The sequence below is a fragment of the Sphingomonas sp. BK580 genome (genome assembly GCF_014194975.1).
Taxonomy (GTDB): Bacteria; Pseudomonadota; Alphaproteobacteria; order Sphingomonadales; family Sphingomonadaceae; genus Sphingomonas.
This window is the reverse complement of record NZ_JACIAY010000001.1, coordinates 306,168-330,904: the sequence shown is the minus strand read 5'-3', so window position 1 is coordinate 330,904 and position 24,737 is coordinate 306,168. Positions and strand designations below refer to the sequence as shown.

Genomic DNA, 24,737 nt, shown 5'->3' with positions numbered 1-24,737 from the left:
CTTCCAGGGGAGGATTGAAAATCGCTTTCCTCACCGCGCCCCAGCGGCGCGCAACTGCGGCTCGAGCTGCGCCCAGCCGACATTCTCGATCAGCCTGCCGTTGATCTCGAACGCGGGCGTGCCCTTCACCTTGCTGGTCGCCTCCGAGCCCGCGATGGCGCGCTTCACCTGCGCGTCGTTCGCGAAGCAGGCGTCGATCGCCGCGGCGGGCGCGCCGGCCTGCCTGGCGATCGCGTCGAGCCCGGCGCCCTGCGCCACCGCCTTGAGCTGGTCGAGCTGCGGCCACGACGCGATCCGCGCGCGATTGCCCTCGCTCCACTCGGCGGCGCGCTCGTACCATTCCTCCTGCTTCACGTAGAAGGCCTCGTGCAGCGCGGGGAAGGCGGCGGGGCCGGCGCAGCGCGCCAGCGTCGCCGCGGCGAGATCGATGCCGTCGTGGATCTGGTTGCGCACCTCGACGCTGGTCGAACCCGAGCGCACCATCGCGCCGAGTGTCGCGCGCGACTCGGCGGCGAAATGGCCGCAGTGCGGGCAGGTGTAGCTGACATATTCGACCAGCTTCACGCGCGCCTTGGGGTTGCCGATCAGGTAGCTGCCGGTCGCCACCGGGGTCGCCACCGCGGTCCACGGGCGCGGCGCGGCGGCGCCGGCAGCGGTGCCGAGCGCGAGCGCGGCGAGCGGCAGCAGGAGCGAGCGGAAGCGGGTCATCGTACCTTCGGCAGCGAGGGAGGGTTGGCGGCGACGCCCGAGGCCAACGCCTCGAGCACGGCCTTGAGCTCGGGGTCGGCGATCGTCTTGAGGCTGCCGCCCAGCTCGGGGGCGGGGGCGAGCGACGGCGGCGCGCGACGCTCGGGACGCTTGCTCACCTCGCCGTGGCGGATCGCGACCTTGCACACCGCGGCATAGCCGAAGAAGCGGTTGACCCGCTCGATGATCTCGACCGTCAGGTGGCTCATCATCGGTGCGTGCGCGCCGCGGACGGTGAGTGTCAGCGTGCCGTCCTGCTTCTTGCCGACCGGGAAGCGGATCGACTCGGGCGTGCTGGCGGCGGCGAGCTTCTCGCCGACGATCTCGGGCCAGCGCGACACGATCGCGGACTGGACGAAGCCGAAGCGCCGGAACGCCGCCCCGCCGACCGAGGGCAGCAGCTCGGCCACCTGGCGCGACCGGTTCTGCCGCTCGGGAGGTTGATCGGAGACGCGAGGGCGCTTGCTCATTCCCGCCCCCATGCCATAGCCGGGGCATGGACGCCAAGCGCGCGATCACTGCCGCCAAGCCCTTGCTACACTGGTATGACCGGCACCGTCGCGCGCTGCCGTGGCGCGCGCTGCCGGGCGAGACGCCCGATCCCTATCGAGTCTGGCTGAGCGAGGTGATGCTGCAGCAGACCACGGTGGCGACGGTGCGCCCGCGCTTCGCCGCCTGGGTGGCGCGCTGGCCGAGCTTCGCCGACCTCGCCGCGGCGGACGAGGCCGACGTGATGGCGGCCTGGGCCGGGCTCGGCTATTACGCCCGCGCGCGCAACCTGCTCGCCGCGGCGCGCGCGATCGCGGCGGAGCATGGCGGCGCACTGCCCGACACCGAGGATGCGCTGCGCGCGCTGCCCGGCTTCGGCGACTATACCGCCGCCGCGGTCGCGGCGATCGCGTTCGGGCGACGCGCGGTGGTGGTGGACGCCAATGTCGAGCGCGTGGTGGCGCGGCTGTTCGCGATCGACGCGCCGCTGCCGGGCGGGCGCCGCGCGATCCGCGCCGCCGCGGCGACGATCACGCCGGAGAAACGCGCCGGCGACTATGCGCAGGCGATGATGGACCTGGGCTCGGCGGTCTGTACCCCGCGCAAGCCGCGCTGCCTGCTCTGCCCGCTCGCCGACCAGTGCGCCGCACTCGCGCTGGGCACGCCGGAGGCCTTCCCGGTCAAGAAGCCCAAGGCGGCGCGGCCACATCGCTACGGCACGATCTTCTGGCTCGAGCGCGACGGCCACGTGCTGCTGGTGCGCCGGCCGGAGAAAGGCCTGCTCGGCGGGATGCGCGCGCTGCCGACCGGTCCGTGGGAGCTGGCGCCGCCCGGCTTGCGTGACGCGCCCGCCGAGGCGGCGTGGCGCGTGCTGGAGCGACGAGTCGAGCACGGCTTCACGCATTTCACGCTGGACCTGGACGTGGCGGTCGCCGACACCGAGCGCGCGACCAACCTGGGCGAGTGGTGGCCGGTCGCGACACTGGACGAGGCGGGGCTGCCGACCTTGTTCGCGAAGGCGGCAGCGCTGGCGAGGAGCAGACAGGCATGACGGTGTTCCGGTGGTTCGGTACGGCGGCGCTCACCGCGCTGGTGGCGGCGACTCAGCTCTCGGCGCAGCGGGCGCCCGCGCCGCGCCCGCAGACCGCACCCCCGACCCAGGGAGCGACGCCGCCGCAGGGGCTGCCTGGGGCGCAGCTCCTGCCAGCGACGCAGGCGCTGTTCGACGGCTATGTCCGTGGCAGGAAGATGCCCGGCATCGTCGGCGCCTTCGGGTTGGGCGACCTGCCGACCGTGTTCGTCAGCGCGGGTGCGGTCGCCACCGATCCGGGCGCGCAGCCGGCCGGCCCCGACTCGCTGTGGCGCGTCTACTCGATGACCAAGCCGATCACCGGCATGGCGGCGATGCTGCTGGTCGAGGAGGGCAAGCTGTCGCTCGACGACCCGCTCTCGAAGTACTTTCCCGGCTTCGCCCGGATGAAGGTGCTGACCAGCCCGGACACGTCGCTGGAGACGCGGCCCGCGCGCGCGGCGATCACGATCCGCGAGCTGATGACGCACAGCTCTGGCATCGGCTATCAGATCAACGCGCAGGGGCCGCTGCTCAAGGAATATGAGCGGCTCGGCCTCGTCCCCTTCTCGGCCAACGCGCAGACCGAGGCGGTGGCCCGCAAGACGCGGCCGGCCTCGCTGATCGCCTTCGCCGAGCGCGTCGCGCAGGCGCCGCTCGTCGCCGAGCCGGGCACGACCTGGCATTATTCGATGGGGCTCGACGTGCTCGCCGCGGTGATCGAGAAGGTGTCCGGGCAGCCGTTCGAGCACTTCGTCCACGCGCGCATCCTCGATCCGCTCGGCATGACCTCGACCGACTTCCAGGTCGCGCCCGGCAACGTCGCGCGGTTCGCGACCAACTACGCTTTCGCGGGCGACCAGCTGATCCCGCTCGACCCCGCGGCGCGCTCGGTGTTCCTCCAGCCGCCCAGCTTCCCGTACGGCGGCGCGGGGCTGGTGGCGTCGGCGCGCGATTACGACCGCTTCCTCCACATGCTCCAGGACGCGGGCACGCTCGACGGCGTGACGATCATGAAGCCCGAGACCGCGCGGCTGGCGATGTCCAACCTGCTGCCGCCGGGCGTGAGCTATAAGAACAAGGAAGGCGTGGCGCAGGGCTTCGGCGCGGGCGGGGTGGTCTATCTCGCCGACGAGGCCGGCGGCGCCTCGAAGGGCAGCTATGGCTGGGGCGGCGCGGCGGGAACGGTGGCGATCGTCGATCCCGCGCGGCGCTTCAGGGGGACGATCATGGTCAACTACTTCCCGGGCGAGCGCTATCCCCTCGCCAAGGAGACGTTCGCGGCGCTGGCGCGCGACGCGGCGCGGCTCCACCCCGGCGTACCGCGGTGATCGCGACCGGCTTCACCGGCGGCACGCTCGACCGCGCCGACGCGCTGCGCCACGACGCCGACGGTCTCGCCGCCGCGGTGGCGGACCCGGCGGCGCGGCTGCTGGTGCTCGAGTCGTTCGAGCCGGTGGTGGGGGAGGGTGGCGCGCTGGCCTGGGCGCCGCTATCGGCCGCGCCGGCGGAGGCGGAGCTGGTGCTGCTCGGGCTCGACGCGGGGGCGCCGCGCTTCGCCGCGATCGTGCCCGGCGCGGGGGCGCCGCCGCCGTTCCGCTCGCCCAGCCTGTTCGGCCTGCTCGACCAACTGCGCGCGGGCGAGGCGGCGACCTTCGCGGCGGCGCGCTCGCTGCTCGACTGGCACGCGCGCCACCGCTTCTGCGCCAATTGCGGCAGCGCGACCGGGTTGTTCCGCGCCGGCTGGGGGCGCCGCTGCCCGACCTGCTCGGCCGAGCATTTCCCGCGCGTCGACCCGGTGGTGATCATGCTGGCGGAACATGACGGCCGGGCGCTGGTCGGGCGGCAGCCGAGCTGGCCCACGGGGCGCTACTCCGCGCTGGCGGGCTTCCTCGAGCCGGGCGAGTCGGTCGAGGAGGCGGTGGCGCGCGAGATCGCCGAGGAGTCGGGCGTGCGGGTGACGGACGTCCGCTACGTCGCGAGCCAACCGTGGCCGTTCCCCTCGCAGCTGATGATCGCCTGCGTCGCGGAGGCGGCCGACGACACGATCACGCTCGACGCCAACGAATTGGAGGACGCGATGTGGGTCACGCGGGACGAGGTGCGCGGGGCACTCGCGGGCGAGGGAGGACGCTTCGTCGCGCCGCCGCCCTACGCGATCGCGCATACGCTGTTGCGGGCATGGGCGGAGTAGAAAAAACCAGGCGGGACCGCTCCGACAAGGCAGGGGCGCCGCCCCGACCTTACTCCGCCACCTTCAGCCGCTGCAGCGCGAAAGCCTGCCACTCCGCGCCCTGGCGATAACGCTCGAAGCGTCCCGACTTGCCGCCGTGGCCGGCCTCCATGTTGACGCGGTAGACCAGTGGCGCGTCGCCGGTCTTCAGCTCGCGCAATCGCGCGACCCATTTGGTCGGCTCATAATATTGCACCTGGCTGTCCCACAGGCCGGTGCTGACGTACATCGCCGGATACGCCTTGGCCGCGACATTGTCGTAGGGCGAGTAGCTCAGCATGTAATCGTAATAGGGCTTCTGCGCCGGGTTGCCCCATTCGTCGTACTCGAAGGTGGTCAGCGGGATCGAGGCGTCGAGCATCGTCGTCACCACGTCGACGAACGGCACCTGCGCGACGATCAGCGCATAGTCCTGCGGCGCCATGTTCGCGACCGCGCCCATCAGCAGCCCGCCGGCGCTACCGCCCATCGCCGCCACCCGGCCCGGGGCGGCATATTTCTGCGCCACCAGATAGCGCGTCACGTCGATGAAGTCGGTGAAGCTGTTCTTTTTGTGCAGCAAATGGCCGTCATCATACCAGCCGCGCCCCATCTCCTGGCCACCGCGGATGTGCGCCAGCGCGTATACCACGCCGCGGTCGAGCATCGCGATGCGCGCCGGATCGACCGCCGGATCCATCGACACGCCGTAGCTGCCATAGGCATATTGGAAGAGCGGCGCGGTGCCGTCGCGCTTGACGCCCTTGCGGTACACCACCGAGACCGGGACCTTGGTGCTGTCGCGCGCGGTGGCCCAGACCCGCTCGGTGACGTAGTTCGACGGGTCGTAGCCGGGCACCGGCGAGACCTTGAGCACGCGGCGCTCGCCGGTCGTCGCGTTGACCTCATAGGTGGTCGTCGGCGTCACCAGCGAGGCGTAGGTGTAGCGCACCCAGTCGGTATCGGGCTCGGCGTTGACCGCCAGCTCCATCTGATAGGCCGGCTCGTCGGCTTTGACCGGCGCCGAGCGGCCGTCGGCCAGCAGCCGGATCATGCGGTTGCCGCCCTCGCGCTGGTCCAGCGCGATGAAGCCGCGGAACGGTTTGAAGTCCTCGATGAAGACGCTGTCGCTCGCCGGTGTCAGGTCGCGCCAGGCGGTGACGCCGCGGGCGAGCGCAGGGTCGGCGACGGTGACGAGCTTGTAGTTGCGTGCGCCGCGGTTGGTGCGGATGATCCAGCGGTCACCCATGTGGTCCGCGCCGTAGCGGAACTCGCGCGCGCGCGGCGCCACCAGCGCGAAGTTGGTCGGCGCCGCGGCGGGAGCACAACGCTGCTCGTCGCTCACCGTGGCGGACACGCCGATGCAGATGAAGCGATCGTCGCTGGTGCGGCTGATCCCCATCTGGAAGGTGTCATCCTTCTCCTCGTACACGAGGCGGTCGGCGCTGACCGGCGTGCCGAGTACGTGCGCCATCACGCGATAGCCGCGCAGCGTCACCGGATCCTTGGCGATGTAGAAGAGCGTGCGGTTGTCGTCGGCCCAGACGAGGTTGGGCTCGACGTTGGTGATCGTGTCCGGCAGCAGCTGCCCGGTAACCAGGTCCTTGACCTTGAGCACATATTGGCGTCGGCCGACGGTGTCCTCGGCGTAGGCCACCCGCCGATTGTCCTGGCTCACGGACCAGTCGCTCAGCGCGAAGAAATTATGGCCCCTCGCCATCGCGGGCTGGTCGAACAGTATCTCTGCGGTGGCGTCGGGCGCGCCCTTTCGGCGTTCGACGATCGGATAGTCGGCGCCCGGCGTGTAGCGGGTCTGATAATAATAGCCGCGCTCGCGATAGGGAACGCTGCTGTCGTCCTGTTTGATGTGGCTGACCGTCTCGGCGTACAGCTTGTCCTGCAACGGCTTGAGCGACGCCAGCGTCGCGTCCGCATAAGCGTTCTCCGCGGCGAGATAGGCCAGCATCTCGGGATCCTCGCGGGTATCGTCGCGCAGCCAGTAGTAATCGTCCTCGCGCGTGCCGTTGGGCGAGGTGACCTGGTGCGGCTTCTTCGCCGCGCGCGGCGGCTGCGGGGCGGCCTGCGCCCAGGCGGACGCGCCCGCGACGGCGGTGAGCACGGCGCCGGCCAGCAGTAAGGTCTTCATCACGCGTCCGTCCCCACCCATGGTCATTGCGCTGAACGATAGGAGCGGGTGCGGCGCGCGCAAGGGGCGGTCAGCCGCGTTTGCGCGCCTGGCGGTAGGAACCGAGCACGCGCAGGTGCTTGGCGTGGAAGCCTAGCTCGGCCATCGCGCGGTCGAAGCCGGGATCGCCGGGGCGGCCCTCGACGTCGGCGTAGAATTCGGTCGCCGCGAAGCTGCCGCCGCGCTGGTAGCTCTCCAGCTTGGTCATGTTGACGCCGTTGGTGGCGAAGCCGCCCATCGCCTTGTACAGCGCGGCCGGCACGTTCTTCACCGCGAAGATGAAGGTGGTCATCCACGGCCCCTCGCCGTCGACCGGCACCCCGTCGCGCGCGAGCGTGACGAAGCGGGTCATATTGTGATCGGCGTCGGCGATGTCGGTGGCGAGCAGCTCGAGTCCGTAGATCGCCGCCGCGCCAGGCGGGGCGAGCGCGGCGACGCTGGGATCGCCCAGCTCGGCCACCACCGCGGCGGCGCCCGCGGTGTCGGGATAGCTCACCGGCGCGATCCCGTGCGCCTTGAGCCAGTGGCGGCACTGGCCGAGCGCCTGGGGATGGCTCATCGCGCTGGTCACCGCCGCGCGCGGGCCGAGGCCGATCAGCGCGTGGCGGATCGGCAGGAAATGCTCGCCGATGATCACCAGGCCGGACTCGGGCAGCAGGAAGTGGATGTCGGCGACCCGCCCGTGGAGCGAGTTCTCGATCGGGATCAGCGCGCGCGCCGCGCGGCCCTGTTTCACCGCGTCGAGCGCGTCGTCGAAGCTGAAACAGGGCAGGGGCAGCGCCTCCGGGAAGGCCTCGCCCACCGCGACATGGCTGTTGGCGCCGGGCGCGCCCTGGAAGGCGACGGCGCTCTCGGGCGCGCGCGCGGCGGCCTCGGTCAGGCGTTCGACGATCGGCAAAGCGGGGGCGGCGTAGCTGTCCATCTCGGCTTCGGCGCGTAGAAGAGCGCGGCGCGCCGCTCAAGCGCTTGCGGTGCCGTGGCGGCTTTTCTATGGATCGACCTAATTAGAGAGGGGCACACGGGCGACATGGACGATCGTAGCAACACGATTTTCGGCTGGGTCTTGGCGGGTGCCGGAGTCGCGCTGGGGCTGTCGATCGTCGGCAGCCAGGTCTTCCACGGCGAACGCCCCGAGAAGATGGGCTACGCGATCGAGGGCGTCGAGGAGGCCGGCGGCGGCGGCGCCGCGGCGGAGGTGCCGATCGCGTCGCTGCTCGCCAGCGCCGATCCGGCCAAGGGCGCCGAGGTCTTCAAGAAGTGCGCCGCGTGCCACACGATCAACCAGGGTGGCGCCAACGGCATCGGGCCGAACCTGTACGCGACGCTCGGCGAGGGGGTGGCGCAGGGCAAGGCGGGCTTCGCCTTCTCGGACGCGCTCAAGTCGGTTGGCGGCACCTGGGACTTCGAGAAAATGAACGCGTGGCTGACCAGCCCGCGCAAATTCGCCAACGGCACCAAGATGACCTTCGCCGGCCTGGGCAACCCGCAGGACCGCGCCAACGTGATCGCCTATCTCAACCAGCAGGGCTCCAACCTGCCGCTGCCGGCCGCGCCGGCGGCGGGGGCGGCGCCGGCGAGCACGGACCAGGCGGTCGCCAACGTCACGGAGAGCGCCAAGGGCGACACCGCCGACCTGTCGAACACCGGCACCCCGGCCTCCGGTGCGCCCTCGGTCGACCCGGCGGCCAAAGAGAACAAGTCGCTCGGCGCGGAGCCGCCGGCCAAGCCCTGAGGCGGCCGGCGCAAGGCTGACAAGTCGCCCCTGACGGCGAGTTCGGCGGGCGAGATCGCGCCGCGTCGCTCTGCCGCCCTAGGCGATGATACGGACAGACCGACCGTGCTCCGGCGTGGGCAGGAGCACGGTTCGGATCGACCTAGCCCAGCGCGCTCCATTTCACGTCGGACTGGGCGTTGCCGACCACCGCCTCGACGAAGGCCATGGTGCGCACGCCGTCGTCCACGCCGGGATACCACATCGCCGGCGCCGCCCCGCGGATCGCGCCCGCGAAACCGCGGTAGATGTTGGCGAACGCCTCGATATAGCCTTCCGGGTGACCCGCCGGCGTGCGCGTCCGCGCGGCGGCGCCGTCGCTCAGCCCCGGACCGCCGGTGCGCAGCACCTGGACCGGCTGGTCCAGCCAGCGGAGCGTCAGCGTGTTGGGCTCCATCTGTGCCCAGTCGAGCCCGCCGAGCTCGCCGTGGACGCGCAGCCGCAGCCCGTTCTCGTCGCCGGCCGCGACCTGGCTGGCCTTGAGCACGCCGCGCGCGCCGCCCGCGAAGCGCAGCAGCACGCTGACGTCGTCGTCGAGCCGGCGGCCGGGCACGTGGGTGGTCAGCTCGGCGCAGAGCGCCTCGACCTTCAACCCGGAGACATGCTCGGCGAGCTGGAAGGCGTGGGTGCCGATGTCGCCGAGGCAGCCGCCCAGGCCGGCGCGCGCCGGATCAGTGCGCCACTCGGCCTGCTTGTTGCCGTCGCGATCGATCGCGCGCGCCAGCCAGCCCTGCGAATATTCCACCTGCACCAGCCGGATCGTGCCGAAGTCGCCACGCTCGACGCGCGCGCGCGCCTCCTCGATCAGCGGGTAGCCGCTGTAGGTGAAGGCGAGCGCGTAGTGGCGCCCGCTGCGCTCCACCGCCGCCGCGATCGCCTCAGCCTCCTCCAGGTTGAGCGACATCGGCTTCTCGCAGATGACGTGGAAGCCCGCGTCGAGCGCGGCGATCGACATCGGCGCGTGGAGATGGTTCGGCGTCACGATCGCCACTGCCTCGACTCGCTCGTTCTCGGGAAGGGCGCGCTCGGCGGCGAGCAGCTCCTCGAACGTGGCATAGACCCGTGCCGGGTCGAGTCCGAGCGACTCGCCGCTGCGCGTGTTGCGCGCGGCGTCGCTGCTGAACGCGCCCGCGACCAGCCGCCAGTCGCCGTCGACGCCCGCCGCCATGCGGTGGACCGCGCCGATGAAGGCGCCCTCGCCGCCGCCCAGCATCGCGAGCCGAAGTGGTTGTCGTTGCGCCATCGTTCATCTCTCCCGTCGCATTGTCCCACGGTGACGCAGCGTCACCGAGCGGGTTGATCCCCGCTTGTTTAGCGCTAAACATGCGCCAAACAACCAATTGGAGAGAGTCGCGATGAAGCTGATCGCCGGACTAGCCGCTCTTCCGGTCGTCGCCGCCGCGGCGATCGCCCTGATGCCCGCCCCGCTCGCGGCGCAGGCCGCCACGCCGCCGGCCTTCGCCGCCTGCAAGGCCTGTCACACGGTCGAGAAGGGTGGCCCCAATCGCATCGGGCCGAACCTCTACGGCGTCGTCGGCCGTCCTGCCGGCACCGCCCCCGGCTTCAACTATTCGGCCGCGCTCAAGGCGTCCAAGCTGACCTGGGACGAGAAGTCGCTGAGCGAGTTCATCGCGGGGCCGAGCAAGAAGGTGCCGGGCACGCGCATGCCGATCGGCATGGCCGACCCGACGAAGCGCGCCGCCGTCATCGCCTATCTCAAGACGCTCAAGTGAGCGGCGCGTCGGCGATGCGCGGGCCGGGGGTCTTCCTCGCCCAGTTCATGGGCGAAGCGCCCTTCGACACGCTCGACAGCGCCGTGCGCTGGATGGCGGACGCGGGCTATGCCGGTGTGCAGATCCCGACCTGGGACGCGCGCTGCATCGACCTGGAGCGCGCCGCCGAGAGCCAGACCTATGCCGACGAGCTGATCGGCCGCTGCCGCGAGGCGGGGGTGGAGATCACCGAGCTTTCCACCCACCTCCAGGGCCAGCTCGTCGCGGTGCATCCCGCCTATGACGAGCTGTTCGACGGCTTCGCCCCGCCCGAGCTGCGCGGCAAGCCGGTCGAGCGGCAGCGATGGGCCGTCGAGCGCCTACGCCTCGCCGCCAAGGCGAGCCGTCGCCTCGGGCTGAGCGCGCACGCCACCTTCTCGGGCGCGTTCGTCTGGGGCTTCGTCTATCCCTGGCCGCAGCGCCCCGCGGGGCTGGTCGAGGAGGCGTTCGCCGAGCTGGGCCGGCGCTGGACCCCGATCCTCGACGCGTTCGAGGAGGAGGGCATCGACCTCTGCTTCGAGCTGCACCCCGGCGAGGACCTGCACGACGGCGTCACCTTCGAGCGCTTCCTCGACCAGGTCGGCGGCCACCAGCGCGCCAACATCCTCTACGATCCCAGCCATATGGTGCTGCAGGCGATGGACTATCTCCAGTTCATCGACATCTATCACGAGCGCATCAAGATGTTCCACGTCAAGGACGCGGAGCTCAACCCGACCGGGCGTGCGGGCGTGTACGGCAGCTATTCGGACTGGGTCGATCGGCCCGGCCGTTTCCGCTCGCTCGGCGATGGGCAGGTGGATTTCGGCGGGATCTTCTCGAAGCTCACCCAGTACGACTATTCGGGCTGGGCGGTGCTGGAGTGGGAATGCGCGCTCAAGCACCCGCAGGACGGCGCGCGCGAGGGCGCACCCTTCATCGCCGCGCACATGATCCGGCGCCCGGAACATGCCTTCGACGATTTCGCCGGCGGCAGCGATCCCAGCGCCAATCGCCGCCTGCTCGGCCTCGGCTGATCCCGTACCGGCTACGATAACGACACAGAGAAAAGGGAGAGGACCGAGTGGAGCAGGCAGGAGTGAACCGCAGCCGATTATTCTGGCTCGGCGTGCTGGCACTGGCCACCGCCGCGATCAGCGCCTCGTTGCGCGCCGCGGTCGCGAGCAGCCTCAAGGCGGAGTGGATCGATCCCATCGCGCCGGTTCAGGCGGGTGAACTGATCGGGGCGGCGCTGGGTTCCGCCTTCCTCGGCTTCGCCATCACGGTCTTCGTCGTCAGCGCCCTGCTCGACAAGATCGGTGCCAAGCGCGTGCTGATCGGCTGCGGCGTCTGCTTCCTGATCGGCACCGGGCTGATCGTCGGCGCGGGGCATCTCGCCACCGGCATGGCGGTCTACAATCTCGTCTGGTTCGGCATGCTGCTGAGCGGGATCGGCTGGGGCCTCGCCGAGGCCTCGATCAACCCGCTCACCGCGCGGCTCTACCCGGACGAGACGACGCACCGGCTCAACGTGCTCCACGCCTGGTATCCGGGCGGGCTGATCATCGGTGGCCTGGCCGGGGTGTTCCTCGCCGACGTACTGCCGTGGCAGGCGATCATGGGCTCGGTGCTGATCCCCGCGGTCGGCGTGGTCGTGATCGCCGCCACCACCACCTTCCCGGCGCCGCCGGCCGAGGTCGAGGGCGCCGGCTTCGGCGAGATGATCGGCGAGGTGTTCCGCCGCCCCAGCTTCTTCGTGTGGTTCGGCGCGATGTTCCTCACCGCCTCCTCGGAGCTCGCGCCCGGCCAGTGGCTCGACGTCGCGCTCACCAACCGCGTCGGCATGCGCGGCATCCTGCTGCTGGTCTATGTCAGCGCGCTGATGTTCGTGTTCCGCCACTTCGCCGGTCGGCTGGCGAACCGCCTGTCCAACCCGGGTTTGCTGTGGATCTCGAGCCTGCTCGCGGGCATCGGCCTGTTCCTGCTGTCGCTGGCGCAGTCGCCGGTCGCGGCGATCCTCGCCTCGACCGTGTGGGGCCTGGGTGTCTGCGCGATGTGGCCGACGATGCTGGCGTCGGTCGCCGAGCGCTACCCGCGCGGTGGCGCCTGGGCGATCGGGCTGGTCGGCTCGGCCGGCGCGCTCGCCAGCTTCTTCGTGCTGCCGCTGCTGGGTGGCATGTTCGACGAGGCCAAGGTGGCGCTCGCCGGCGGGCCCGAGGCGTTCAAGCAGCTGACCGGCGCGGCGCTGCGCCAGGTCGAGGATGCGGCGGCGTCGCAGTCGTTCGCCAAGCTGGCGCTGTTCCCGGTGGTGCTGCTGTTCGTCTTCGGCGGCATCTGGCTGTCGGAGCGGCGCGCGCGCGGCGCCACGCTCGCGCGCGGCGACGCCGCGTGACGCCGACGCGCCGCTCGCTGATCGCGGCCGGGGCGGCGCTGCCGCTGGCGGCGTCCGCGGCCGCGGCGCAGCGCGGCGCCACGTCCAACGCCGCGCGTTTCTCGCTCGGCTTCGCGCCGCACGAGGGCAGCTTCAAGAGCCGCGGCGGATTGCTCGAGCAGATCGCCTTCGCCGCCGACCAGGGCTTCCGCGCCTGGGAGGACAATGAGGCGCGGGCCCGGCCGGTCGCGCAGCAGGAGGCGATGGCCAGGGCGCTGCAACAGCGCGGCATGGCGATGGGCGTGTTCGTCGCGAGCATGCCGCGATGGTCCGAGTTCCGGCCGATCTTCGGCAGCGACGACGGCGCCGAGCGCGAGGCCTTCCTCGCCGACGTGCGCGCCTCGATCGAGGTGGCCAAGCGGCTCAACACGCGGCGCGCCACGGTGGTCACCGGCTTCCTCGACGCGCGCGTGCCGGTGGAGATCCAGACCGCGCGCGTGATCGACCTCATGCGCCGCGCGGGCGACCTCGTCGCGCCGAGTGGGCTGGTGCTGGTGATGGAGCCACTCAACACGCGGGTGAACCATCCGCACGTCTATATGCAGAGCTGGTCGGCCGGCTATGCCGTGGCACGCGGGGTGAACAGCCCGGGGATCAAGATCCTGGCCGACTGCTATCACGAGCAGATCCAGTCGGGGAACCTGATCAACTCGCTCGCCACCTGCTGGGACGAGATCGGCTACATCCAGTTCGGCGACAATCCCGGCCGCAACGAGCCGGGCACGGGCGAGATCAACTACGCCAACGTCGTCCGCTGGCTGCGTGACAAGAGCTACGCCGGCGTGATCGGCATGGAGCACGGCAATGCGCGCGAGGGGCGCGCGGGCGAGGAGCGGCTGATCGCCGCCTATCGCGCGATCGATCGGGTCGCAGGGGAGGAAGCATGACCAACACGAGCAGCGGCGCCCGCGCGGGCGCACGGAACGGAGAAACCAAGTGATCGACCGCAGAGACGCGCTCGCCGGCATCGTCGCGATGTTCGGCAGCCAACTCTTCGCCCCCATCGCGCGCGCGGCCGGTGTCGCCTCGCAGCAGGCGTTCGGGGTGATCAACACCGGGCCCCCCACGGTGCAGGTGTTCACGCCCGCGCAGAAGGCGGTGATGACCGCGCTGAGCGACCGCGTGATCCCGACGACCGACACGCCCGGCGCGATCGCCGCGGAGGTGCCGCAGTATATCGAGAAGCTGCTCGCCGACTGGTCCGAGCCGAGTGACCGGGTGCCGATCATCGCGGGGCTCGACGCGATCGAGGCGCGCAGCCGTGCCGACTACAAGAAGGGCGCCGCCGCGGTCACCCCGGCGCAGCAGGACGCGCTGCTGACGCTGGCGATGAACGACACGATCCCGGGCGGCGCCGCCTTCTTCGAGCCGTTCCGCCAGATGGTGATCGTGGGCTATTACACGTCCGAGATCGGCATCACGCAGGAGCGTGAATACCTGCCGGTGCCCGGCCAGTATGACGGCGCCTTCCTCTACTCCAAGGTCAACAAGGTATATTCCTCATGATGACGGATCGTCGCACGTTCCTGGCCGGCAGCGCCGGTCTCGCCGCCCTCGGTGTGGCGGGCGCGCTGCCCGCGTCGGCCGCGCAGCTCGGCAAGGTGGGCATCCAGCTCTACACCGTCCGCGAGCTGTTCCAGAAGGACCCGGTCGCCACGCTCGGGCAGATCGCCAAGATCGGCTATCGCGAGGTCGAATATGGCGGCGGCGGCTACGACGCCATGGATCACGCCATGCTGCGCCGGACCATGGACCGGCTGGGCCTGACCTCGCCGTCGATCCACGTCGGCTACGACCTGCTGCTCAACAAGTTCGACGACAGCGTGAAGATGGCCAAGACGCTGGGCGCCGACACGATCGTTCTGCCGTACATGACCGACGAGCACCGCACCGCCGATGCGTGGGAAGCGGCTCTGCCGAACTTCAACAAGTTCGCGCGCGAGCTGGCGCAGAACGGGCTGGGCTTCGCCTATCACAATCACGACTTCGAGTTCACCAACAAGCCCGATGGCGTCAGCCTGTACGACCGCTTCATCAAGGGGACGGACCCCAAGCTGGTGAAGGTCGAGATCGACCTCTACTGGGCGATCCACGCCGGTCAGGACGCGGCCGCGCTGATCAAGCGGATGGCCGGGCGGATCTACGCCTATCACGTCAAGGACCAGCGCCCCGACGGCAAGATGACCTCGGTCGGGCTCGGCACGATCGACTTCGGCAAGCTGTTCAAGCTCAACACGATGGCGGGTGTGAAGCACTTCTACGTCGAGAACGACGAGTCGCCCGCGCCGTACATCCCCGACATCACCACCAGCTTCCAGACGCTGCGCAAGCTGCGCTTCTGACGATACTCATCCCGGGAGGGGATCATGGCAGCTACCAACAAATTTGACGCGATCGTCATCGGCTCCGGTGTCAGCGGCGGCTTCGCCGCCAAGGAACTGACCGAGAAGGGCATGCGCGTCCTGATGCTCGACCGCGGCATCATGGTCGAGCATCAGACCGACTATACCTATGACGGCAAGCCCGCCTATGAGATCCCGGCGCGCGACCTGATGCCGCCGGAGCTGGTCAAGAGTGACTATTTCATCACGACGCACGGCTATGTCTCGCCGAGCACGCAGAAATATTACAACAATGACCGCCTGAACCCCTATGCCTACGACGAGGGCAGCAAGTTCTACTGGATCCGTCCCGCGGCGGTCGGCGGGAAGTCGATCATCTGGGGGCGCTGGTGCTTCCGCTGGAGCCCGGCCGACTTCGAGGCGAACAAGAAAGAGAACGTCGGCGGAGACTGGCCGATCCGCTACGACGACGTCGCGCCGTGGTACGACTATGTCGAGAAGTATATCGGCGTGTCGGGCTCGCACGAGAACCTGCCCTATCTGCCGGACAGCCAGTTCCAACCGCCGATGCCGATGAACGTCGCGGAGAAGTGGTTCAAGCAGCGGCTCGAGGGCGCGTTCCCGGGGCGCAAGCTGATCAACACGCGCCTGTCCAACATGACCGAGGACAAGCCCGACCAGAACCGCAGCAAGTGCCAGGTCCGCAACCAGTGCGGGCGCGGTTGCTCGTTCGGCGCCTATTTCTCGACCCAGGCGGTGACGCTGCCGGCGGCACGCGCCACCGGTCGGCTCACGCTCCGCTCGGACGCCGTCGTTACCAACCTCGAATATGATCCGCAGCGCAAGCGGGTGACGGGCGTGCGCTTCGTCGACGCCAAGACCGGCCAGACCGAGACGGTCAACGCCGACATCGTCTTCCTCTGCGCCTCGGCGATGGCGTCGACGCAGATCCTGATGAACTCGCGCGCGCCGGGCAGCACCAAGAGCTACTTCGACAACAGCGGGACGCTCGGCCGCTACGTCATGGATCACATCTTCCGCGTCGGCATCACCGGCGAGATCCCGGGGATGCAGGAATATATCGAGTTCGGCCGGCGCCCCGGCGGCGTCTACATCCCGCGCTTCCGCAACAACAACGGCGACGAGGGGCTCGGCTTCAAGCGCGGCTACGGTTACCAGGGCAGCGCGCGGCGCGATCCCGCCAAGCCGCAGGGCTTCGGCGCCTCGATGAAGCAGGGCATGCGCCAGTACGGCCCGTGGCAGTTCTCGATGGGCGCGTTCGGCGAGTGCCTGCCGTACGAGGACAATCACGTCTCGCTCCATCCCGACAAGGTGGACCGCTTCGGCGTGCCGCTGATGCGCTTCGACGTGCGCTTCCGCGACAACGAGCTGAAGATGATGGCGGACGCGCGCGTGCAGGGCGAGGAGATGCTGAAGAAGGCGGGCCTGCTCAACGTCCGCAGCAGCGAGGACGAGCACGTTCCCGGCGACGCGATCCACGAGATGGGCGGCGCGCGCATGGGGCGCGACCCGCGCGCGTCGGTGCTCAACGGCTTCAGCCAGGCGCACGACGCCCCCAACCTGTTCGTCACCGACGGCGCGCAGATGGCCTCGATCTCGTGCATCAACCCGTCGCTCACCTTCATGGCGCTGACCGCCCGCGCGGCGGATCACGCGGTGAGCGCCAAGAAGGCGGGGCTGATCTGACGACGTGCCACCCCGCGCTCGGCGGCTGAGCCGATGCGGCGCCCGCCCGTGACCGGCCGCGCGCGATGAGCGAGCGGCGCGGCGAGCGCGGGGTCACCATGCGCGCGGTCGCGGCGCGCGCCGGCGTCTCGCCGATGACGGTCTCGAACGTCATCAACGGCGCCGGCCGCGCCGCTCCGGCGACGGTCGCGGCGGTGCGCGCCGCGATCGACGAACTGGGCTATGTCCCGAACGTCAGCGCGCGCCTGCTCGCGCGCGCGCGTGCCACCACGGTGGGGCTGATCTACAGCGGCGCGCGCACGCCCTTCCTCGACGCGATTCTCACCGGCTCGCTGCGCGCCACCAACGCGCACGGGTTGCAGCTGCTTCTGCGCGAGGAGCAGCGGCTCACCCACGAGGCGGCGGAGGCGGCGGCGCGCGCGCTGGTGCGCGGCGGGGCGGACGCGCTGCTGCTGATCCCGCCCTTCGCCGAGCTGTTGAGCGAGGCGGGCGTCGTGGATGCGCTCGGCGTGCCCGCCGCGGCGATCGCGACCGGCGCGACGTTACCGGGTACTGCCACCGTCAGGATCGACAATCGCGCGGCGATGCGCGCGCTGACACGGCGGCTGATCGAGCGCGGCCATCGCCGCATCGCACTGGTGTCGGGGCCGCCCAATCATTCCGACAGCGCCGACCGGATCCATGGCTATCACGACGCGCTCGCCGCGGCGGGGATCGCCGCCGATGCGCGGCTGCTGTTCGAGGGGCGCTTCGACCATGAGTCGGGCATCGCCGCCGGCTCGGCGCTGCTGTCGCCCGCCGATCGTCCGAGCGCGATCATGTGCAGCAACGACGACATGGCCGCGGGGGTGATCGGCGAGGCGCATCGCCGCGGGCTGCGGCTGCCGCGCGACCTGGCGGTGACCGGGTTCGACGACACGACGATGGCGTCGCTGATCTCGCCCGCGCTGACGACCGTGCGCCAGCCGATCCAGCAGATGGCCTATCGCGCCGCCGAGATGCTGATCCGCGCGGGCCGCCGCGGCGAGCTGGCCGAGGCCGAGGACGAGCTGGTCGACTATGAGCTGATCGAGCGCGAGTCGACCGCGGGCTGAGATGAGCGTGCGCCAGGCGATGCTCCGCCCCGGAGCGGCACTGTCGCGGCCGCTCCGAGACGGGGGAGGGGTTCAACGCTTCAGCTTGGCCGCGGTCTCGGCGATGCGCTTGCCCTGGTAGCGCGCGCCGTCGAGATCGACCTGGCTCGGCTGGCGGCTGCCGTCGCCGTCGGCGAGCGTCGAGGCGCCGTAGGGCGTCCCGCCGTGCACTTCCTTGACGCCCATCTGGCCCTGGTAGCCGTAGTCGAGCCCGACGATCGTCATGCCGTGGTGGAGCAGGTTGGTGATGATCGAGAAGAGCGTGGTCTCCTGTCCGCCGTGCTGGCTCGCGGTCGAGGTGAAGGCGCCGCCGACCTTGCCGACCAGCGCGCCCTTCATCCACAGGCCGCCGGTGGTGTCCCAGAAAGCCGCCATCTGGCTCGGCATGCGGCCGTAGCGCGTCGGCGCGCCGACGACGATGGCGTCATAGCCGGCGAGCGCGTCGGGGCCCTCGATCTCGGGATGCGCGGTGTCGGTCTTGAAGCCGGCCGCGGCGACGATCTCGGCAGGGGCGGTCTCCGCCACGCGGCGGATGTCGACTTCGGCGCCGCCGGCGCGCGCGCCCTCCGCGACCGCGTCGGCCATCTTCTCGATATGGCCGTAGGACGAGTAGTACAGGACGAGGACCTTGGTCATGTCAGTGGCTCCGGTGGAGGGTAGGGCAGGGGACGCGCCGGCGACGCGATCGGGTGTGATCAACCTAGGTAAGCGCCGGCGCCGGCGGAACGGGCACGATTGAAACGGATCGTTTCGGCCTCTACGCCGGAGCGACGATGCGGCTCCCCGATCTCGAGGCCTGGGCAATCTTCGCGGCGGTGGCCGAGCATCGCTCGTTCAGCGCGGCGGCGGACGCGATCGGGCTGAGCAAGGCGACGGTCTCCAAGGGCGTGTCGCGGCTGGAAGCGCAGCTGCAGGTGTCTCTGTTCCATCGCACCTCGCGCCGGCTCGCGCTGACCGAGGCGGGGCGCCCGCTCGCCGAGCACGCCGCGCGCATCGTCGCCGAGGCGCATGCCGCCGAGGAGGCGGCGCGCGACGGCGCGCTCGCGCCGGCCGGACGCGTGCGGCTGGCCGCGCCGATGAGCTTCGGGCTCAAGCACGTTGCCCCCGTCGTCGCCGACTTCCTCGCCGCGCATCCCGCGATCGAGATCGAGCTCCACCTCGCCGACTCGCGCGTCGACATCGTCGCCGAGGGGTTCGACGTGGCGCTGCGGATCGCCGACCTGCCCGACAGCTCGCTCCGCGCGCGGCGGCTGTGCACGATCACCGCGCATGTCGTCGCCGCGCCCGCCTATCTCGCGGCGCACGGTACGCCGACTCACCCGTCGCAGCTCGGCGAGCATCGGCTGCTGGGCTATACCAACCTGACCGGCCCGTGGCGCTTCCGCTCGCGTGACGGTGCCGAGGTGTCAGTCAAGGCGCAGGGACCGCTCGCGGCGAACAGTGGCGACGCGCTGGTGCCCGCGCTCGAGGCGGGGCTCGGGATCGCGCGACTGCCGGGCTTCATCGTCGGCGCCGGGATCGCTGCGGGGCGGGTCGTGGAGATCATGCCGGACTGGGCGCCGGCGCCGATCGGGCTGCACCTGCTCACCCCGCCCAGCGCGCTGCGGCCGGCGCGAGTCGAGGCGCTGATCGCCTTCCTCAGCGAGCGGCTGCGGGACTGACGGCGCGACCAGCCGCAGCCCTCTTCCTTCCCCGCCGCAACTCAGCCATCGTGCCGGAAAAGAAGGGGAACCACTTATGAGACTGACCGTCCTGCCGCGGGTCGCCGCGGCCTTCGTCGCGCTCGCCGGCGCGGCGCCGGCGAGCGCGGAGAGCGTGGTCGTCACCGCGGCGCGCATGCTCGACGTCGACAAGGGCGCCGTCGTGAGCGACCCGGTGATCGTCGTCACCGACGGCCGCATCGCCGCGGTCGCCGCAGGGGGGGCGAGCCGGCCCGCCATTCCCGCCGGCGCGCGCCGGGTCGATCTCGGCGACGTCACGCTCGTGCCCGGGCTGATCGACATGCACGTCCATCTCACCAGCCTGGCCGAGATCGGCGGCTATCAGACGCTCAAATACACCGACAGCTTCTGGGGTGCGGTGAGCGTCGCCAACGCCGCCAAGACGCTGCGCGCCGGCTTCACCACCGTGCGCAACGTCGGCGCGGGCGACTTCCAGGACATCGGGCTCAAGGAGGCGATCGACGGCGGCTGGGTGATCGGGCCGCGCATCGTGCCCGCGGGCTACGCCATCGGTGCGACCGGTGGGCATTGCGACGACAATGCGCTGCCGCCCTCCTACGACAAGAAGCTGCCCTCGGTGGTCAACTCGCCCGAGGAGGCGCGCGCCAAGGTGAGATGGCTGCACAAATATGGCGCCGAGGTGATCAAGATCTGCGCCACCGGCGGCGTTTTCTCGCTGGGCGACTCGGTCGGCGGGCAGCAGCTCAGCGAGGAGGAGATGCGTGCGATCGCGGACGAGGCGCACATGCTCCACCTCAAGGTGGCGGCGCACGCGCACGGCGACGAGGGGATCAAGGCAGCGATCCGCGCCGGCATCGACACGATCGAGCATGTCAGCCTCGCCTCCGACGAGGCGATGAAGCTCGCGATCGAGCACAAGACCTGGTTCGACATGGATATCTACAACGACGACTATATCCTCGCCACCGGCACCAAGAACGGCACCGAGCAGGAGAGCCTCGACAAGGAGCGGGTGATCGGTCTCAAGCAGCGCCAGACCTTCCAGCGCGCCTTCCGCATGGGCGTGGCGATGACCTTCGGCACCGACGCCGGGGTCTATCCGCACGGCGACAACGCCAAGCAGTTCGCCAAGATGGTGCAATGGGGCATGACCCCGCTCGACGCGATCCGCGCCGCCACCACCAGCGCCACGCGCGCGCTCGGGCGCGAGGGCGACGTGGGTGCGATCGCGGTCGGGCGTTACGGCGACCTCGTCGCGGTGCGCGGTGACCCGCTGCGCGACGTCTCCGTGCTGGAACACCCGGTGGCAGTGGTGAAGGGCGGCGTCGAGGTAAGGTGAAACCCTTCGCTCTCCTCGCGCTTTCATCGCGCGAGGAGAGCGACATGGCTGAGCGGCACGACGATCACGACCAGATTGCCAGGGATTTCAGCGAGGCGGTCAACATGACCCCGGCCGAGCTGGAGCACTTCCTCGACAGCGACGACAGCAAGCGCGTCGGCTGGAAGGGTGAGGACGGCAAGGGTGACGGCGAGAGTGTCGGGCATCGCTCCGGCCGCCGCATCGTCGAGCTGAAGCGGACCAGGAAGGCGGACCTCACCGACGACGATTACGCCCACATGAAGAAGGTGGTGGGCTACGTTCATCGCCACCTCGCCCAGGGCGGGCCGGCGAAGGACAAGGATCATTCCGACTGGCGCTACTCGTTGATGAACTGGGGGCACGACCCGCTCAAGTGAGCGGCGCGGCGGGCGATTGACCCGGGCGCCCGGCGCGCGTATAGGCGCCTCCGTTCGGGTGGAAGGCGACTTCCGCCCGGCAAGCTTGAACATTGCTGGATGCATCAAGGGCCTGAGGCCGCCGTCATCGGCTGCCGCACGGTCCTTTTCGTATTCCAAGTCTTGTCAGGGCTCCAGCAAAGTAACCTCCAGATAAGGTGAAGGCTTCATGCCGACGATCAACCAGCTGGTCCGCAAGGGCCGCGAGCCGCAGAAGGCCAAGTCCAAGGTCCCTGCGATGGAGCAGAACCCGCAGAAGCGCGGCGTCTGCACCCGTGTCTATACCACGACCCCGAAGAAGCCGAACTCGGCGCTGCGCAAGGTGGCCAAGGTCCGCCTGACCAACCAGCGCGAGGTCATCAGCTACATCCCGGGCGAGGGCCACAACCTGCAGGAGCACTCGGTGGTGCTGATCCGCGGCGGCCGTGTGCGCGACCTTCCGGGCGTGCGCTACCACGTGCTGCGCGGCGTGCTCGACACGCAGGGCGTCAAGGACCGCCGCCAGTCGCGCTCGAAGTACGGTGCGAAGCGGCCGAAGTAAGCCGCTCCCGTATTCTCACCAGCTGATTGAAAGGTAACATCACATGGCGCGTCGTCGTCGTCCCGAGAAGCGGGAAATCCTGCCTGATCCCGTGTACGGGGATGAGGTTCTCTCCAAGTTCATGAACTCGGTCATGCTCGACGGTAAGAAGTCGGTCGCCGAGGGCATCGTCTATTCGGCGCTCACCACCGTCGAGACCCGCGCCAAGCGCGAGCCGATCGGCGTGTTCCACGACGCGCTGAACAACATCAAGCCGGGTATCGAGGTCCGCAGCCGCCGCGTCGGCGGTGCGACCTACCAGGTCCCGGTCGAGGTCCGTCCCGAGCGCGCGCAGGCGCTGGCGATCCGCTGGCTGATCACCGCGGCGCGCGGCCGCAGCGAGAACACGATGTCGGCGCGCCTCTCGGGCGAGCTGCTCGACGCCTCGAACAACCGCGGCAACGCGGTGAAGAAGCGCGAGGACACGCACCGCATGGCCGAGGCCAACCGCGCCTTCTCGCACTACCGCTGGTAACACTGGCGGTGCGGACGCGGCCTGTCTTGGAAGCGTCTCAGAACTGACCTATATCGTGGGGAGCCGGCGGTACGCTGCGCTCCCCACATCGCTAAGGAAGCCCGATCATGGCCCGCAGCCATCCGCTCGAACTCTACCGCAACATCGGCATCATGGCGCACATCGACGCCGGCAAGACCACCACGACCGAGCGCATCCTCTATTACACCGGCAAGTCCTACAAGATTGGCGAGGTCCATGAGGGCACCGCGACGATGGACTGGATGGAGCAGGAGCAGGAGCGCGGGATCACGATCACGTCGGCCGCCACCACCTGCAAGTGGAAGGCCGAGGAGGGCAAGGGCCCCGAGCATCTGATCAACATCATCGACACGCCCGGCCACGTCGACTTCACCATCGAGGTGGAGCGCTCGCTGCGCGTGCTCGACGGCGCGGTCGCGTGCTTCGACGGCGTCGCCGGCGTGGAGCCGCAGTCCGAGACGGTGTGGCGCCAGGCCGACAAGTACGGCGTGCCGCGGATGTGCTTCGTCAACAAGCTCGACCGCACCGGCGCGGACTTCTACTTCTGCGTCCAGTCGATCATCGACCGCCTCGGCGCGAAGCCGGCGGTGCTGTACCTCCCGATCGGCATCGAGGGCGGCTTCAAGGGCCTCGTCGACCTGGTCGAGAACCGCGCGATCATCTGGCTCGAGGAGTCGCTCGGCGCGAAGTTCGAGTATCAGCCGATCCCGGACGACATGGTCGAGAAGGCGGCGAAGTACCGCAACGACCTGATCGAGCTCGCGGTCGAGCAGGACGACGACGCGATGGAGGCGTATCTGGAGGGCAACGAGCCCGACGCCGCCACGCTCAAGAAGCTGATCCGCAAGGGCACGCTCAACATGGCCTTCGTGCCCGTGGTGTGCGGCTCGGCGTTCAAGAACAAGGGCGTCCAGCCGCTGCTCGACGCGGTGGTCGACTATCTGCCGAGCCCGCTCGACGTGCCGGCGATCAAGGGCGTCAAGCTCGACGGCGAGACGCCGGACGAGCGCCCGTCGTCGGACACCGCGCCGTTCTCGGCGCTGGCGTTCAAGATCATGAACGACCCGTTCGTCGGCTCGCTCACCTTCGCCCGCATCTACTCGGGCGTCCTCACCAAGGGCAGCTACCTGAACTCGGTGAAGGACAAGAAGGAGAAGATCGGCCGCATGCTCCTGATGCACGCGAACTCGCGTGAGGACATCGAGGAAGCGCGCGCGGGCGATATCGTCGCGCTGGCGGGCCTCAAGGAGACCACCACGGGCGATACCTTGTGCGACCCGGCCAACCCGATCATCCTGGAGCGCATGGAGTTCCCGGAGCCGGTGATCGAGCTGTCGGTGGAGCCGAAGACCAAGGCCGACCAGGAGAAGATGGGCGTCGCGCTCAACCGCCTGGCCGCCGAGGATCCCTCGTTCCGCGTGTCGACCGATCACGAGTCGGGCCAGACCATCATCAAGGGGATGGGCGAGCTCCACCTCGAGATTCTGGTCGACCGCATGAAGCGCGAGTTCAAGGTCGAGGCCAATGTCGGCGCGCCGCAGGTGGCGTATCGCGAGTATCTCAAGAAGCCGGTCGACATCGACTACACGCACAAGAAGCAGTCGGGCGGCACCGGCCAGTTCGGTCGCGTGAAGGTGAAGCTGACGCCGGGCGAGCGCGGCGCGGGCATCATCTTCAAGGACGAGGTCAAGGGCGGTAACATTCCAAAGGAATATATCCCCGCGATCGAGAAGGGCTTCCGCGAGACCGCGGCGACCGGCTCGCTGGTCGGCTTCCCGATCATCGACTTCGAGATCACGCTGTACGACGGCGCGTACCACGACGTCGACTCGTCGGCGCTGGCGTTCGAGATCACCGCGCGCGGCGCGATGCGCGAGGCGGCGCAGAAGTCGGGCATCACGCTGCTCGAGCCGGTCATGAAGGTCGAGGTTGTCACCCCGGAGGATTATCTGGGCGACGTGATCGGCGACATGAACTCGCGCCGTGGTCAGATCCAGGGCACCGACACGCGCGGCAACGCGCAGGCGGTGACCGCGATGGTGCCGCTGGCGAACATGTTCGGCTACGTGAACTCGCTGCGTTCCTTCACCCAGGGCCGCGCGAGCTACTCGATGCAGTTCTCGCACTATGACGAGGTGCCGCAGAACGTCGCCGACGAGGTCAAGGCGAAGCTGGCCTAAGCCGGAGGCGGGAGGGGCAAGGTGACTTGGCCCTCCTCGCCGAGGGGCCGGCCGGCGGGTCGGCGCCAGCCGAACCCGTCCGACGCGCGATTCACGCGCGCGTCGTCCCCGACGGAAAACGGCTGGGATTTGCGCAACGCGAATTGAGCCGCTATGGGGCCGCCTTCACGGCGAGTCCTGAGTGCG

The 24,737-nt window shown here is 69.8% G+C and carries 24 protein-coding genes; 18 read left to right on the top strand and 6 right to left on the bottom strand.

The features are described from left to right. Positions 1-30: 30 nt before the first annotated feature. On the bottom strand, positions 31-708 hold the full coding sequence (locus FHY05_RS01545) for a thioredoxin domain-containing protein (protein WP_183942638.1): 678 nt from the start codon (positions 706-708) through the stop codon (positions 31-33). Continuing rightward, positions 705-1,217, bottom strand: coding sequence for a DUF721 domain-containing protein (locus FHY05_RS01540; protein ID WP_183942637.1), 513 nt, complete (start codon positions 1,215-1,217; stop codon positions 705-707). Before FHY05_RS01540 ends, FHY05_RS01545 begins: the two co-directional genes overlap by 4 nt. A 26-nt stretch (positions 1,218-1,243) precedes the next feature. Between FHY05_RS01540 and mutY the strand changes: the two genes are divergently transcribed. Genes mutY through nudC form a run of 3 tightly spaced genes read left to right on the top strand, consistent with a single transcriptional unit; the run spans position 1,244 to position 4,499 of the window. After that, a complete protein-coding gene (gene mutY, locus FHY05_RS01535) occupies positions 1,244-2,287 on the top strand; it encodes an A/G-specific adenine glycosylase (protein ID WP_183942636.1) in 1,044 nt (347 codons plus the stop codon). Beyond that, positions 2,284-3,636, top strand: coding sequence for a serine hydrolase (locus FHY05_RS01530; RefSeq protein ID WP_183942635.1), 1,353 nt, complete (start codon positions 2,284-2,286; stop codon positions 3,634-3,636). Before mutY ends, FHY05_RS01530 begins: the two co-directional genes overlap by 4 nt. Next, a complete protein-coding gene (gene nudC / locus FHY05_RS01525; RefSeq protein ID WP_183942634.1) occupies positions 3,633-4,499 on the top strand; it encodes an NAD(+) diphosphatase in 867 nt (288 codons plus the stop codon). The genes FHY05_RS01530 and nudC overlap by 4 nt, the downstream gene beginning before the upstream one ends. A gap of 49 nt (positions 4,500-4,548) precedes the next feature. Here the strand turns inward: nudC and FHY05_RS01520 are convergent, their stop codons facing one another. Together FHY05_RS01520 and FHY05_RS01515 are read right to left on the bottom strand one after the other, a co-directional pair. After that, the gene (locus tag FHY05_RS01520) at positions 4,549-6,663 is read right to left on the bottom strand and encodes a S9 family peptidase (RefSeq protein ID WP_183942633.1); all 2,115 of its coding nucleotides are present in this window, start codon (positions 6,661-6,663) and stop codon (positions 4,549-4,551) included. A 70-nt stretch (positions 6,664-6,733) separates the two neighbouring features. Then, entirely contained in the window at positions 6,734-7,624 is an 891-nt protein-coding gene (locus FHY05_RS01515) for a prephenate dehydratase (RefSeq protein WP_183942632.1), read from the bottom strand. A gap of 105 nt (positions 7,625-7,729) precedes the next feature. On the opposite strand from FHY05_RS01515, the gene FHY05_RS01510 reads away from it, so the two are divergent. After that, a complete protein-coding gene (locus FHY05_RS01510; RefSeq protein WP_183942631.1) occupies positions 7,730-8,434 on the top strand; it encodes a cytochrome c family protein in 705 nt (234 codons plus the stop codon). A 142-nt stretch (positions 8,435-8,576) separates the two neighbouring features. Here FHY05_RS01510 and FHY05_RS01505 read toward each other — a convergent pair whose 3' ends face one another. Continuing rightward, on the bottom strand, positions 8,577-9,716 hold the full coding sequence (locus tag FHY05_RS01505) for a Gfo/Idh/MocA family protein (RefSeq protein ID WP_183942630.1): 1,140 nt from the start codon (positions 9,714-9,716) through the stop codon (positions 8,577-8,579). Between the two features lie 112 nt (positions 9,717-9,828). Here FHY05_RS01505 and FHY05_RS01500 point away from each other — a divergent pair, with 112 nt between their 5' ends. The 8 genes from FHY05_RS01500 (at position 9,829) to FHY05_RS01465 (ending at position 17,798) form a co-directional block, all read left to right on the top strand. After that, positions 9,829-10,206, top strand: a complete 378-nt coding sequence (locus FHY05_RS01500) for a cytochrome c family protein (RefSeq protein ID WP_183942629.1) — start codon at positions 9,829-9,831, stop codon at positions 10,204-10,206. Between the two features lie 14 nt (positions 10,207-10,220). Then, entirely contained in the window at positions 10,221-11,261 is a 1,041-nt protein-coding gene (locus FHY05_RS01495; protein WP_183942949.1) for a sugar phosphate isomerase/epimerase, read from the top strand. A 47-nt stretch (positions 11,262-11,308) separates the two neighbouring features. Further along, positions 11,309-12,616 (top strand): sugar MFS transporter, encoded by a 1,308-nt coding sequence (locus FHY05_RS01490; protein ID WP_183942628.1) that lies wholly within the window; start codon positions 11,309-11,311, stop codon positions 12,614-12,616. Continuing rightward, positions 12,613-13,542: a TIM barrel protein gene (locus FHY05_RS01485; protein ID WP_183942627.1), complete on the top strand. Its 930-nt coding sequence runs from the start codon at positions 12,613-12,615 to the stop codon at positions 13,540-13,542. The genes FHY05_RS01490 and FHY05_RS01485 overlap by 4 nt, the downstream gene beginning before the upstream one ends. Before the next feature lie 49 nt (positions 13,543-13,591). Beyond that, a complete protein-coding gene (locus FHY05_RS01480) occupies positions 13,592-14,161 on the top strand; it encodes a gluconate 2-dehydrogenase subunit 3 family protein (protein ID WP_183942626.1) in 570 nt (189 codons plus the stop codon). Beyond that, positions 14,158-14,997 carry a sugar phosphate isomerase/epimerase gene (locus FHY05_RS01475; RefSeq protein ID WP_183942625.1) on the top strand — a complete coding sequence of 280 codons (840 nt, stop codon included), beginning with the start codon at positions 14,158-14,160 and terminating at the stop codon, positions 14,995-14,997. The genes FHY05_RS01480 and FHY05_RS01475 overlap by 4 nt, the downstream gene beginning before the upstream one ends. A 24-nt stretch (positions 14,998-15,021) precedes the next feature. Then, positions 15,022-16,704, top strand: a complete 1,683-nt coding sequence (locus FHY05_RS01470; protein ID WP_183942624.1) for a GMC family oxidoreductase — start codon at positions 15,022-15,024, stop codon at positions 16,702-16,704. Between the two features lie 65 nt (positions 16,705-16,769). Further along, positions 16,770-17,798: a LacI family DNA-binding transcriptional regulator gene (locus tag FHY05_RS01465; protein WP_183942623.1), complete on the top strand. Its 1,029-nt coding sequence runs from the start codon at positions 16,770-16,772 to the stop codon at positions 17,796-17,798. A 72-nt stretch (positions 17,799-17,870) separates the two neighbouring features. On the opposite strand, the gene wrbA is transcribed toward FHY05_RS01465, so the two are convergent. After that, on the bottom strand, positions 17,871-18,473 hold the full coding sequence (gene wrbA, locus FHY05_RS01460; RefSeq protein ID WP_183942622.1) for an NAD(P)H:quinone oxidoreductase: 603 nt from the start codon (positions 18,471-18,473) through the stop codon (positions 17,871-17,873). A 137-nt stretch (positions 18,474-18,610) separates the two neighbouring features. On the opposite strand from wrbA, the gene FHY05_RS01455 reads away from it, so the two are divergent. The 6 genes from FHY05_RS01455 to fusA all read left to right on the top strand — a co-directional run bounded on the left by FHY05_RS01455 (position 18,611) and on the right by fusA (position 24,551). Then, entirely contained in the window at positions 18,611-19,498 is an 888-nt protein-coding gene (locus FHY05_RS01455) for a LysR family transcriptional regulator (RefSeq protein ID WP_183942621.1), read from the top strand. A gap of 76 nt (positions 19,499-19,574) precedes the next feature. Further along, positions 19,575-20,858: an amidohydrolase family protein gene (locus tag FHY05_RS01450; RefSeq protein ID WP_183942620.1), complete on the top strand. Its 1,284-nt coding sequence runs from the start codon at positions 19,575-19,577 to the stop codon at positions 20,856-20,858. Positions 20,859-20,902: 44 nt separating this feature from the next. Further along, positions 20,903-21,256 (top strand): DUF3140 domain-containing protein, encoded by a 354-nt coding sequence (locus FHY05_RS01445; RefSeq protein WP_183942619.1) that lies wholly within the window; start codon positions 20,903-20,905, stop codon positions 21,254-21,256. Between the two features lie 208 nt (positions 21,257-21,464). Further along, a complete protein-coding gene (gene rpsL / locus FHY05_RS01440) occupies positions 21,465-21,836 on the top strand; it encodes a 30S ribosomal protein S12 (protein ID WP_029936467.1) in 372 nt (123 codons plus the stop codon). 43 nt (positions 21,837-21,879) lie between these two features. Then, positions 21,880-22,350, top strand: a complete 471-nt coding sequence (gene rpsG / locus FHY05_RS01435) for a 30S ribosomal protein S7 (RefSeq protein ID WP_132909132.1) — start codon at positions 21,880-21,882, stop codon at positions 22,348-22,350. A gap of 107 nt (positions 22,351-22,457) precedes the next feature. Beyond that, positions 22,458-24,551: an elongation factor G gene (gene fusA / locus FHY05_RS01430; protein ID WP_183942618.1), complete on the top strand. Its 2,094-nt coding sequence runs from the start codon at positions 22,458-22,460 to the stop codon at positions 24,549-24,551. Positions 24,552-24,737: the final 186 nt, after the last annotated feature.

Coding starts and splice junctions, on each gene's coding strand:
- FHY05_RS01545 (WP_183942638.1), bottom strand. CDS start 708: ATGACCCGCTTCCGCTCGCTCCTGCTGCCGCTCGCCGCGCTCGCGCTC.
- rpsL (WP_029936467.1), top strand. CDS start 21,465: ATGCCGACGATCAACCAGCTGGTCCGCAAGGGCCGCGAGCCGCAGAAG.
- mutY (WP_183942636.1), top strand. CDS start 1,244: ATGGACGCCAAGCGCGCGATCACTGCCGCCAAGCCCTTGCTACACTGG.
- FHY05_RS01530 (WP_183942635.1), top strand. CDS start 2,284: ATGACGGTGTTCCGGTGGTTCGGTACGGCGGCGCTCACCGCGCTGGTG.
- FHY05_RS01455 (WP_183942621.1), top strand. CDS start 18,611: ATGCGGCTCCCCGATCTCGAGGCCTGGGCAATCTTCGCGGCGGTGGCC.
- FHY05_RS01495 (WP_183942949.1), top strand. CDS start 10,221: ATGCGCGGGCCGGGGGTCTTCCTCGCCCAGTTCATGGGCGAAGCGCCC.
- FHY05_RS01465 (WP_183942623.1), top strand. CDS start 16,770: ATGAGCGAGCGGCGCGGCGAGCGCGGGGTCACCATGCGCGCGGTCGCG.
- FHY05_RS01505 (WP_183942630.1), bottom strand. CDS start 9,716: ATGGCGCAACGACAACCACTTCGGCTCGCGATGCTGGGCGGCGGCGAG.
- FHY05_RS01500 (WP_183942629.1), top strand. CDS start 9,829: ATGAAGCTGATCGCCGGACTAGCCGCTCTTCCGGTCGTCGCCGCCGCG.
- fusA (WP_183942618.1), top strand. CDS start 22,458: ATGGCCCGCAGCCATCCGCTCGAACTCTACCGCAACATCGGCATCATG.
- FHY05_RS01510 (WP_183942631.1), top strand. CDS start 7,730: ATGGACGATCGTAGCAACACGATTTTCGGCTGGGTCTTGGCGGGTGCC.
- FHY05_RS01475 (WP_183942625.1), top strand. CDS start 14,158: ATGATGACGGATCGTCGCACGTTCCTGGCCGGCAGCGCCGGTCTCGCC.
- FHY05_RS01445 (WP_183942619.1), top strand. CDS start 20,903: ATGGCTGAGCGGCACGACGATCACGACCAGATTGCCAGGGATTTCAGC.
- FHY05_RS01450 (WP_183942620.1), top strand. CDS start 19,575: ATGAGACTGACCGTCCTGCCGCGGGTCGCCGCGGCCTTCGTCGCGCTC.
- FHY05_RS01515 (WP_183942632.1), bottom strand. CDS start 7,624: ATGGACAGCTACGCCGCCCCCGCTTTGCCGATCGTCGAACGCCTGACC.
- FHY05_RS01540 (WP_183942637.1), bottom strand. CDS start 1,217: ATGAGCAAGCGCCCTCGCGTCTCCGATCAACCTCCCGAGCGGCAGAAC.
- wrbA (WP_183942622.1), bottom strand. CDS start 18,473: ATGACCAAGGTCCTCGTCCTGTACTACTCGTCCTACGGCCATATCGAG.
- FHY05_RS01470 (WP_183942624.1), top strand. CDS start 15,022: ATGGCAGCTACCAACAAATTTGACGCGATCGTCATCGGCTCCGGTGTC.
- FHY05_RS01520 (WP_183942633.1), bottom strand. CDS start 6,663: ATGAAGACCTTACTGCTGGCCGGCGCCGTGCTCACCGCCGTCGCGGGC.
- rpsG (WP_132909132.1), top strand. CDS start 21,880: ATGGCGCGTCGTCGTCGTCCCGAGAAGCGGGAAATCCTGCCTGATCCC.